The 10,024-nt window shown below is 36.2% G+C and carries 11 protein-coding genes; 8 read left to right on the forward strand and 3 right to left on the reverse strand.

Going from position 1 to position 10,024, the window contains the following annotated elements:
* The first annotated feature begins 106 nt into the window (after window positions 1–106).
* The 5 genes from ORQ98_RS19745 to ORQ98_RS19765 all read left to right on the forward strand — a co-directional run bounded on the left by ORQ98_RS19745 (window position 107) and on the right by ORQ98_RS19765 (window position 4,199).
* Complete coding sequence (locus tag ORQ98_RS19745; protein WP_274690542.1) at window positions 107–856, forward strand: SURF1 family protein; 750 nt, start codon at window positions 107–109, stop codon at window positions 854–856.
* Window positions 853–1,437, forward strand: a complete 585-nt coding sequence (locus tag ORQ98_RS19750) for a hypothetical protein (protein ID WP_274690543.1) — start codon at window positions 853–855, stop codon at window positions 1,435–1,437. The genes ORQ98_RS19745 and ORQ98_RS19750 overlap by 4 nt, the downstream gene beginning before the upstream one ends.
* Window positions 1,438–1,457: 20 nt before the next feature.
* Window positions 1,458–2,537 (forward strand): COX15/CtaA family protein, encoded by a 1,080-nt coding sequence (locus tag ORQ98_RS19755; RefSeq protein ID WP_274690544.1) that lies wholly within the window; start codon window positions 1,458–1,460, stop codon window positions 2,535–2,537.
* A gap of 93 nt (window positions 2,538–2,630) precedes the next feature.
* A complete protein-coding gene (gene cyoE / locus ORQ98_RS19760; RefSeq protein WP_274690545.1) occupies window positions 2,631–3,530 on the forward strand; it encodes a heme o synthase in 900 nt (299 codons plus the stop codon).
* A 21-nt stretch (window positions 3,531–3,551) separates the two neighbouring features.
* On the forward strand, window positions 3,552–4,199 hold the full coding sequence (locus ORQ98_RS19765) for an SCO family protein (RefSeq protein ID WP_274690546.1): 648 nt from the start codon (window positions 3,552–3,554) through the stop codon (window positions 4,197–4,199).
* Between the two features lie 120 nt (window positions 4,200–4,319).
* Here ORQ98_RS19765 and ORQ98_RS19770 read toward each other — a convergent pair whose 3' ends face one another.
* The 3 genes from ORQ98_RS19770 to ORQ98_RS19780 all read right to left on the reverse strand — a co-directional run bounded on the left by ORQ98_RS19770 (window position 4,320) and on the right by ORQ98_RS19780 (window position 6,334).
* Window positions 4,320–4,790: a GNAT family N-acetyltransferase gene (locus ORQ98_RS19770; protein ID WP_274690547.1), complete on the reverse strand. Its 471-nt coding sequence runs from the start codon at window positions 4,788–4,790 to the stop codon at window positions 4,320–4,322.
* A 34-nt stretch (window positions 4,791–4,824) separates the two neighbouring features.
* Window positions 4,825–5,493 carry a hypothetical protein gene (locus ORQ98_RS19775; protein WP_274690548.1) on the reverse strand — a complete coding sequence of 223 codons (669 nt, stop codon included), beginning with the start codon at window positions 5,491–5,493 and terminating at the stop codon, window positions 4,825–4,827.
* A 115-nt stretch (window positions 5,494–5,608) separates the two neighbouring features.
* The gene (locus tag ORQ98_RS19780) at window positions 5,609–6,334 is read right to left on the reverse strand and encodes a 16S rRNA (uracil(1498)-N(3))-methyltransferase (RefSeq protein ID WP_274690549.1); all 726 of its coding nucleotides are present in this window, start codon (window positions 6,332–6,334) and stop codon (window positions 5,609–5,611) included.
* 215 nt (window positions 6,335–6,549) lie between these two features.
* Between ORQ98_RS19780 and ORQ98_RS29645 the strand changes: the two genes are divergently transcribed.
* The 3 genes from ORQ98_RS29645 to ORQ98_RS19790 form a co-directional block, all read left to right on the forward strand.
* Complete coding sequence (locus ORQ98_RS29645) at window positions 6,550–6,753, forward strand: GNAT family N-acetyltransferase (protein ID WP_425347698.1); 204 nt, start codon at window positions 6,550–6,552, stop codon at window positions 6,751–6,753.
* A 454-nt stretch (window positions 6,754–7,207) separates the two neighbouring features.
* On the forward strand, window positions 7,208–9,040 hold the full coding sequence (locus ORQ98_RS19785; RefSeq protein ID WP_274690550.1) for a pre-peptidase C-terminal domain-containing protein: 1,833 nt from the start codon (window positions 7,208–7,210) through the stop codon (window positions 9,038–9,040).
* A gap of 516 nt (window positions 9,041–9,556) precedes the next feature.
* Window positions 9,557–10,024 (forward strand): contractile injection system protein, VgrG/Pvc8 family (locus tag ORQ98_RS19790; RefSeq protein WP_274690551.1); only part of this gene is annotated, 468 nt, incomplete at its 3' end.

Consider the following 10,024-nt stretch of genomic DNA (forward strand, 5'->3'; position numbering starts at 1 on the left):
TATATGAGCTAAAGAATATGAAATTTAAAATAAAGGGTACACTAAAAAAAGATGTAGAACTAGCAATAAAATGTATATGTTTATTGAGTCAATGAGATAGTTATCAATGCAGTTGTTAGTTGAAAATATAACTAAACACTACTGGCTTACACTATTTATGCTTAGTGTAATTACTCTGACAGTGATGTTAGGTGTTTGGCAAGTATCTAGAGCGTATGAAAAAGAAAGGCTAGAAAGTGCCTTTATAAATAAGAGTATTGGAGATCCGGTTGAATTTGGGCAAGTAGTTAAAGAAATTTCTAGCTATAAAGAAAAAGATATCAATTATCAGCATGTAAAGCTAACAGGACAGTATATAAAAAACAAACACCTTTTACTTGATAATCAGATAGTCAATGGTAAGCCTGGCTTTAATGTTATATCGGCATTTTTAACAAAAAATAATCAGTATGTATTGGTGGATAGAGGGTGGCTGGGTCCAGTAATCAAGCGAGATAAAATACCAGAAATTCCAGAAGATAATCAGCAGTTGGAGTTAACAGGGTTGCTGTTTAATAAACTAACTAAACCTTTTTTGCTGGCGAAAGACTCACTATCAAGTGATTGGCCTAAAATAATCCAAGCTTTAGATAGAGAGCAATTAAAAAGTATTTATAACTTAGATAAGTTTTATTTGTTAAGATTGAATACTCCGCAAGCTGGTTCATTTATTCCTCACTATAAGCCTATAAATATTAATCCTGAAAAACATTGGGGGTATGCAATACAATGGTTTTCGATAGCTTTGATTATTTTAATTTTATTTGTTCGTTTTCTATTAAAGAATGCTAAAGAAGTAAGGGAGTCATACAATTGAAAAAACAAGCAAAAGCGAAGCTACTCTTAACTGTCATTCTTGGGCTTCCGATTATTGGTATAGTTGCTGCTTATGCTAGCTATTATTCTGGATTTTTCTCCAATATAGGAAAAACGAACAATGGTGAGCTGGTTTCACCATCAATATCAATACAAGATTTAAAACTAAAGATCTTAACAAATGATAGAGCTAAGGTATATGAATCAACAGAGCAGACTTGGAAACTTATTATAATAGCTACAGGTGACTGCAATAAATTATGTCAACAACAACTTTATATCACCAGGCAAGTGCATATAGCATTGGGTAAAGAAGCCAGTAGGTTAGAGCGCATATATTTATCAACAAAAAGTGAACAGTCTGTTAAAAGTATTTTTAAAGAGCACCCAAAACTTAAATTAGGTAAAATTTCTCAAACTGAAATAAATCAATATTTAACTGATAAAATACCACCAGTTAACAATACAATTTTATTAGCAGACCCCTTAGGTAATATAATGATGTATTACACTGAGCATCATTCAGGCAAAGCAATATTAACAGATATTAAACATTTATTGAAAATATCAAGAATAGGCTAGTCTCACTAGTAGGAGTAACTATGAGAGTAAAAGCAGGGTATTGGTTAGTACTTTTTTCTACTGCATTAGCAGCCCTAGTTGTTATTTTAGGTGCTTACACCCGATTGGTTGATGCTGGTCTTGGCTGTCCTGACTGGCCTGGTTGCTATGGATTTTTAACAGTGCCAGAGAGTAGTGTGGATGTAGCAAAAGCCAATTTACGTTTTCCTGAAACCCCTGTTGAATCGGCAAAGGGATGGCCGGAAATGATTCACCGCTATCTTGCTGGAACCTTAGGATTATTTATATTAATGATAGCAGTTGTTGCTTTTCGCCAAAATAAGCAAGATAACAGTTACCCAATTAAGTTACCATTTTTTTTATTAGTATTGGTTGTTATACAGGCTGCATTTGGTATGTGGACAGTAACATTGAAGCTATGGCCACAGGTTGTACTAGCTCATTTAATTGGCGGTTTTACAACACTCAGTTTGCTGTTTTTACTTTTGCTTAGGTTGAGAGTATCTAGGGAAAATACAAGCCAACAAAATAATAGTAAATCATATGCTAGTAATTTATTTAAATACAAAGTATTAGCTAGGATTGGGCTTGTTATAGTAGTTATCCAGATAATGTTGGGTGGTTGGACCAGCTCAAATTATGCAGCTATTGCCTGTATGGATTTTCCAACCTGCCATGACAGCTATTGGCCAGAAATGGACTTTAGTCAGGGATTTAATATTTTTCAGCAAATAGGTCCTAATTATTTAGGAGGAGTAATGGATAGCAATGCTCGCACAGCTATCCATATGGCGCATCGCATAGGAGCAGTCATTACAGCCCTTTTCCTTTGCTATATGTGCTTTAGCTTAATGCGTGTGAAATTAGAGAACTTAGAAAAAGTAAATCAACAATATATTAATAATTGGGCTATTACTATTTTGTCAATACTTATTGTTCAGTTGTCATTGGGTATTAGTAATATAGTCTGGTTTATTCCATTACCTGTGGCTGTAGCCCACAATGCATGTGGAGCCTTACTGTTAATATCTTTAGTTGGTTTAAACTATCAACTATATAAAATTGGCAAGGCAAGCCCAATTCTACAGAGAAGTATTTAAATTGGTAGCGAATAGCCAAAGCGAATGGTTTTTATACCCCTTGTGCCCTAGGGGTATAAAAATCATTTGAGAAGGGTATAGAAGGAGAATAAAATGAATAAAACAATAACAGCTACCCAGGCAAATTGGCGCGACTATTTAGAATTATGCAAGCCTAAAGTAGTTGCGTTATTAATGTTAACAGCCATTATTGGAATGTGCCTCGCTACTCCTGGGTGGGTACCATTTAATGCATTAGTTTTTGGTAGTTTAGGTATTGCTGCTTGCGCAGCTTCTGCTGCTGTTATTAATCATTTGGTTGATCAGCGCATTGACCAGGTAATGTCCAGAACAAATAAGCGACCAATTCCCCAGGGTAAAATTGATAATAATCAGGCTATTATATTTGCAGCATTGCTAGGACTTTCTGGAATTTGTTTGCTAGTTTGGTTAGTCAACTCTTTAACTGCTTGGTTGACTCTTGCATCACTCATTGGTTATGCAGTTGTTTATACTATGTTTTTAAAGCGCGCTACTCCACAAAATATTGTGATTGGTGGTTTGGCGGGGGCTGCACCACCTTTACTGGGTTGGACAGCTGTTACAAATCAATTAGAGCCTAATAGTTTATTATTGGTATTAATTATCTTTGCCTGGACGCCGCCCCACTTTTGGGCATTAGCAATCCACAGAAAAAAAGAGTATGCTGCTGTTAACATTCCTATGTTACCCGTTACTCATGGAGAGTCTTATACCAAACTACATATTTTATTATATACAATCATTTTATTACTGGTTACTGTCATGCCATTTCTGACTGGGATGAGTGGTTTGCTATATCTAGTCAGTGCTCTGGTGTTAGGTATGAGGTTTATTTATTGGACAGTTGTGTTATATAAAGACAGTGTACCTCATGCTGCTATTAAAACATTCAAGTTTTCAATTACTTACTTAATGCTATTATTTGTTGCATTATTGGTAGATCATTATATGCCTATCAACTTGAGTATATAACAAAAAATATAGGAAAAAATAATGAGTAAAAGTATAAAGCTAACGGTAGCTGGTTGTATAATATTTATTACGTTATGTATTGTACTATTAGTAAACAAAGTAACCAGCATGCCGCTGCTGTCACCAGAACAACTACAGCTTCAAGGTACTTATATATTAAAAACACCTCGAACATTATCTGAAATAAGCCTTACCTCTCATGATAATAAAGCATTTACAAATAAAGAGCTAAAAGGAAAATGGACAGTTATGTTCTTTGGATATACTTCATGTCCAGATATATGTCCTACAACCTTAACAGAATTGAAGCAATTGAAGCTAAAGTTGTCAGAAGAATATACTGATATAGCTGAAAAAATAAACTATGTCTTTGTTAGTGTAGATCCAGGTCGTGACTCTATTGAGCAACTATCTAACTATGTTCCTTACTTTGATAAAGATTTTTTAGGTGTTACTGGTGATTTAAAATCTATTTATAACTTGGCAAACCAACTGAATATTCCATTTTCACCTGTTGTTAATCCAAAAGATGAGAATTATCTGGTAGATCATAGTGGTAACCTGATAGTAATAAACCCCATGGGCGACTACCATGCTTTTATCAAACCACCCTTGAATACTGATAAGTTGGTGGCAGTGATGAACTCAATTGTGGGTAATTTTAATTAATAGTATGCAATGCTCAACTACAGTAAGCTAAATTAATAAGCTGAAAAGTCGAGCATTGCGTGAAGATATGAAATATAGATTAGCTTATTGGCCTTGGTATTCAAACTATAAGGTAGGATACTATTTAAGATCCATTCTCATGATATATTGTGGCCCCGCAGGCCCTTCCTTATAAAGTTCGCCAGTATCAGTAAATCCTCCCGCTAAATAACACTTATAAGCACCAGGGTTTTGACAGTTAACTGTCAAGGTTATAGACGTCCACTCTTTATAAGCTGATTTTAGATAAGGAATAAGTGTCATGACTGCTTGTTTGCCTAGACCATTTCCTTGTAAGCTTTTATCAATTAAAAAAGCACGTAAACCAAGCTCTCTTTCTTGAACAAAAGAATATTGCTGATGATAAGCTGTATCAATAATGAAAAAACCAATAATGCTTTTATTTTTTTGTATGACATGAAAATGGTTTGTATCAGATGAGTGTTGTAGGATTTCTGATGTAGTACCCACATATTTGGTCTGACTTTCTTCTACAGATAGTGTTTTAACTTCTGCTAGATCGCTTTCAATCATTTTTCTTATAATAATCATAGGACAACCATAATTTACTACTAAAATAATTAAATTATTTTTTTCTTAGTTCCCAAACACTTTTAGAGCTTAAAACATTTTGAGTATACACATTATACTCAATTGTCATAGAGGACCTTGAAGCATGAATGTTTCTTATTATTTCTTGGCTTATACTTCCTTTGATTTTGCCATCTTTACGAGTAGGTATTCTATACCTTTGAGTAAATACAATTTTGTTTTTTGCTGCACTATCTAAGCTGGTATCACCTGACTTACTATTTTGGCCTACTCGTAATATATCGCTACTAATAAATAACCTCAGATTCTCTTGACGAGACGTTTCTTTTGTTTCTGACAATAATTGAGCACTTAAAGTTAAGTCACCAGATGAGTTTGTATTCACTTCTATTTCTTGAATTATATAATTATCAGGTTTTTTCCTTGGTGCCTTTTCAGTCCCCATACAAAAGAAACCTGTTGCAGTACCTTTCCAACGACCATCCATATGCTTAAAAATGGGTTTAAGCGTTTTTTTCTCTGCATAAGTTAATTTTTTGCTTTCAATCGGCTGAAAAGTATCTTTATCTTTTTGATAGTGTGGAGATGGGCTGAAGCACTCACTAGCCAGCGCGATTGGTGAGGTAGGTAGAGCAAAGGCAATAGCAACAGCTGTTAATGTATAACTTTTTAGGTTTATTGGTATTACAGATATCAATTTCAAGTGAGGTGCCCTTAGTCTTAGTATAAACACTACAAGAAGCAAGATATTACGTGACAAACTGTTATATAACTACACCAGCTATAAAAATTTACAGATCGAATGAAAAGAGGAATTATTAAAAATCACCCCACTGTGCTTGCAATAGCGTCAAAACCGCAATAGGAGCTGTTTCTGTTCTCAAGACTCTTGGGCCTAAAGCCAATGGAGAAAAGCACTGCTGCTCTGCTAGTTGTATCTCATTGCTGGAGAGTCCACCTTCAGGGCCAATGAGTACTGCAACTGAAGTAGGCTGACTCATGGCTTGAAGAGTTTGTTCAGTGCGATGGTGTAGCACTAACTTTTGATCAGCTTGTACTTGCCTAACCCAATTATCAAGCGTTTGAGGTGGGTTAATAATAGGCAGTCGACTACGACCACACTGCTCACAAGCGCTTATAATTACTTGTTGCCAGTGGGCCATACGCTTTTTAATACGGTCTCCTGCTAGCTTGACTTCACAGCGTTCAGAAAAAAGCGGAGTAATTTCTGAAATCCCCATTTCAGTGGCTTTTTGAATAGCGTAGTCCATTCGCTCACCACGGGATAAACTTTGACCGAGATGAGTATATAGTGGAGACTCAACATTGGTAGTATTGTCATACTCCAATTTAACTGATACGTGCTTTTTAGTGACTTCAATAATCGTTGTTTGATAGCTTATACCCTCACCATTAAACACCGTAAGGTTTTGGTCAGGCTTCATGCGTAGTACTCGTCCAATATGTGCTGCAGCACTTTCAGACAGTTCAATTATTGTTTGTTCTTGTGGGGTAAAAGGTGAATAAACTCGAATTTCTCGCATAAGTCAGTTAGAGTCAGTTGAACTAAAGAAAGGTTAGTTTATGGGCATATATATTGAAACACCAGCTATTATACGCTTTTGAATTGATTGAATTATAGTCAGTCAACAACAATGGCTGTTCCTGTAATTAAAACGAAACGATTAATGCTATGTGGTTTTGACCAGAATAATTTAGATGCTTATGCGACTATCTGCGAGAGCTGTGACTTTATGAGATTCCTAAGTGCTGGAACCCCCTAACTAGAGAGCAAGTTTGGAAGCAAATAGAATACATTATCAACCACTGGTCTGACTATAATAGTGGGTTTTGGGTAATTGTTGAGCAATCAACTAATGAACTTATTACTCATGTTGGTTTACACTATTCTGATGATTGGAAAGGGATACAGATAGGTTGGGCACTTAGTCCGCTGCAATAGGGCAAAGGCTATGCAACAGAAACAGTTATAGACTGTGCATTTAATAATCAAATAACGTCTGAGTTAATTAGCTTGACAATACCAGAAAATAATAAGTTGTTGGAGTTAACAGGCCCTAGGTTTATCATACAGCCATGACACGGAGTATCAAGGTAAAAGGTTTTTGTTTATAAAACTGGTGGTCTATAAGTTATTACTCAAAGTCAATTTATTTATTCCTTTTTCTATGTAACAGCGTGCTATTGCAAAAAATCATGTGAACGCTTTTTTATTTTCCTATTGGTCTATTAATATCTATAAAATTTGAATTGGTTCTCTAGTTAAAAATGAATTAGCTGCAAGACTGTTTATTGTATCCGTTAAATGTCTCCCGTAAATCCAATAGTGCATATCATTATACTATTTACGAATAGTCCATAAGATTTGCATCTATTTATAGACAAGGATTGTTGCTATGAGAAACCAAAACATAAAAATAACACACCTTAAAAAAGGATTGTTAAATATTTCTACAATCATCTTTGTTTTAAGTGCTTCAAAAACAGTTGTTAGTACAGAACAAAATAATGTTATTAGAGATAGCTATGTCTTCGAGCAAAATCAGCTTATATATACAACAGATGAAATGCTTAGTTTTGATATAAAGAACTATCTTGAGAGTAATGCACCACATTTAATTGACTATGCTGAAGTTATCTCTCATTGGAGTGGCTATTCCAGTATAAGCCCCAAAGTTATTATAGCGTTAATAGAGCAGCAAACAGGCTTAGTTTTAAATCAGAATTTAGATGTATCCATATATTATAAGCCAATGGGTAGCTTGTCAGATAAACATGGGTTTTCTGAGCAGGTGGAAGATGTTGCTGTTAAGTTAGCAAAATATTTTTATAAAATAAATGGTAAAACAAAATTAATTGAAAAAACATCATTAGAACTATTATTTGAAGGTCATCAAAATCAAAATATGACTAACAATAGTAGTATTGAAGAGTTCTATAATATTTATTATCGATTGTTTCCAAATGAGCCTATTGTAGAAAGTGACTCATCAACGTTATCAAATAAGCAATATTTTTTCGATTTGCCACCAGATAATCTCTTACAATTACCTTATTTGGTGGGTAAAGCCTGGCGCTATGGGGGGACGCATACTAATAATGGTAGTGGTAGTTTTCCTCAGTCATCACTTGACTTAAATAATGGTGGTAGCTGGGGTTCTAATACCTCTAATATATGGGTGGCTTCTGCTGCACCAGGTAGAGCGAAAGTCCATTCATCATGTAATTTGGAAATTATTCACCCAGGAGGTTGGTCTACCACTTATTATCATTTAGATAATATTAAAGTGCGGACAAATGATACTATTACACGGAACCAAAAAGTAGCTAATTATGCTAATAATAAGCCACAAGCCTTATGTCAGGGTGGCCACTCAACTGGGCCTCATCAGCATTTTAGCTTAAAGAAAGATGGTCGATATCAACATCTTAATAATGTCAAGCTTTCGGGGTTTAAGGTACATACTGGCAGAAATAGTTATGATTCAGACTGCCGTTATTTTTGGCTAGAGAAAAATAATACAAAATACTGTGCTTGGACAAAGTTAACTAACCCTGGTGTGCCTGATGGTCCCGGCCCTGACCCGGATCCAGATGATCAAGTATTAAAAAATGGCATGCCTGTAACAGGGCTTTCTGCAAGTAAAGGAAAACAGGCATATTATAAAATTGTAGTACCAGTAGGAGCCAGCAATCTAAAAATTAAAATAAGTGGTGGCTCTGGTGACGCGGATATGTATGTCAAGTCAGGCTCAAGACCTACCTTATCTAGCTGGGACTGCAGGCCCTATAAGGTTACACAGCGAGAAGAGTGTAATTATAAAACACCAAAAGTAGCAACTTATTATGTAGTGCTTCATGCCTTTAGTAACTATAGCAATATCAGCCTGGTCGCTTCTTATGATAAACAGGTTGTTAAAGAACTGAAAAATGGTGTACCTGTAACCGGGCTGTCAGCTGAAAAAGGTAATCAAAAGTATTATAAAATTGATGTACCAGCAGGGGCCAGCAACCTGAAAATAAAAGTAGATGGTGGTACAGGTGATGTTGATATGCATGTAAAAGCAGGCACTAAACCAACACTATCGAGTTGGGATTGCAGGCCCTACAAAACTACTCAGTTAGAAGTATGTAGCTATAAAACACCTAAAACAGGTAGTTATTATGTGTTACTAAATGCCTTTAGTAATTACAGTAATGTGAGTTTAGAGGCGTCTTATAATAATTAATGGTAAAAAAGGACTTTTGACTCTTTTTTAGGTTGTTACCAAAGCTGTCAACAGTACATTCCTTCTCCCCTGAGCAGGTTGTCGTAAAAGCTGACTCCCCCCTTTGATGAGGTTGTCGCAAAAGTCATTTTTAGCACCCTCTCCCTCTGGGAGAGGGCTGGGGTGAGGGTGTAGTTACCTTAAAGCCACCACTACGCGAGCCCCCTCATCCTAACCTTCTCCCCCGCAGGGGAGAAGGAACTTAATTTGAAGCACTTTCGCGACCCCCTCTGATAAAATGGGGCTATGGGGATTTTAAGTTGCTAGAGCTTTTGTCCCAACAAATACTATCTTTTTAACTACACTGCTAGTGAGGTGGTTTTAACTAGTCACCCTATCATATTAGCCAGCTAGTCAGAGTGTAGTGTTGTATGTTGCAGTTAACGCCCTCCCCTTTCCTAACCCCCTTATTCTGTCGTGGCTTTGTTAGCTCTTCTATCAGCATTAGTAACTTGGTCGTAGTGGCAGGAGGTGAGCATGGATATAGGTAACACCAGCCGTTTTACCTTAACTATTAAGGGCATAGAAGATGAATTACGAGTAGTCAGGTTTGATGGCCGTGAAGGGATTTCCCGTCCCTTTATTTTTACCATTGTGGTTGCCTGTGAAAACTTTGATTTGGAGTTTGACGACATATTAGAACAAACCGCCCAGTTGGTCATTCGTGAGCCTGAGCAACCGCGTTATATAAACGGCATTGTTCACGCGATGTCAGTGGGTGATCCCATAGGTGACAGGTTTTGTAAGTATGTGTTTGAACTGGTGCCTAAGTTTGCACTATTACATTACCGAATTAACCTCAAGATTTTCCAGCAACTCACGGCGGAAGGTATTATTAAGCAAGTGCTGGAAAATGCCGGCCTGACTACAGACGACTTTAGCTTTCAAATCACTACCGACTTACCCACTCGGGTTTATTGCACCCAATATGAAGAGTCGGACTCA

The sequence above is a fragment of the Spartinivicinus poritis genome, from assembly GCF_028858535.1.
GTDB classification, from domain to species: domain Bacteria; phylum Pseudomonadota; class Gammaproteobacteria; order Pseudomonadales; family Zooshikellaceae; genus Spartinivicinus; species Spartinivicinus poritis.

What these genes read in the sequence shown, in the direction of transcription:
- ORQ98_RS19745 (WP_274690542.1), top strand. Translation starts at nt 107, where the DNA reads ATGCAGTTGTTAGTTGAAAATATAACTAAACACTACTGGCTTACACTA.
- ORQ98_RS19755 (WP_274690544.1), top strand. Translation starts at nt 1,458, where the DNA reads ATGAGAGTAAAAGCAGGGTATTGGTTAGTACTTTTTTCTACTGCATTA.
- cyoE (WP_274690545.1), top strand. Translation starts at nt 2,631, where the DNA reads ATGAATAAAACAATAACAGCTACCCAGGCAAATTGGCGCGACTATTTA.
- ORQ98_RS19765 (WP_274690546.1), top strand. Translation starts at nt 3,552, where the DNA reads ATGAGTAAAAGTATAAAGCTAACGGTAGCTGGTTGTATAATATTTATT.
- ORQ98_RS19770 (WP_274690547.1), bottom strand. Translation starts at nt 4,790, where the DNA reads ATGATTATTATAAGAAAAATGATTGAAAGCGATCTAGCAGAAGTTAAA.
- ORQ98_RS19780 (WP_274690549.1), bottom strand. Translation starts at nt 6,334, where the DNA reads ATGCGAGAAATTCGAGTTTATTCACCTTTTACCCCACAAGAACAAACA.
- ORQ98_RS19785 (WP_274690550.1), top strand. Translation starts at nt 7,208, where the DNA reads ATGAGAAACCAAAACATAAAAATAACACACCTTAAAAAAGGATTGTTA.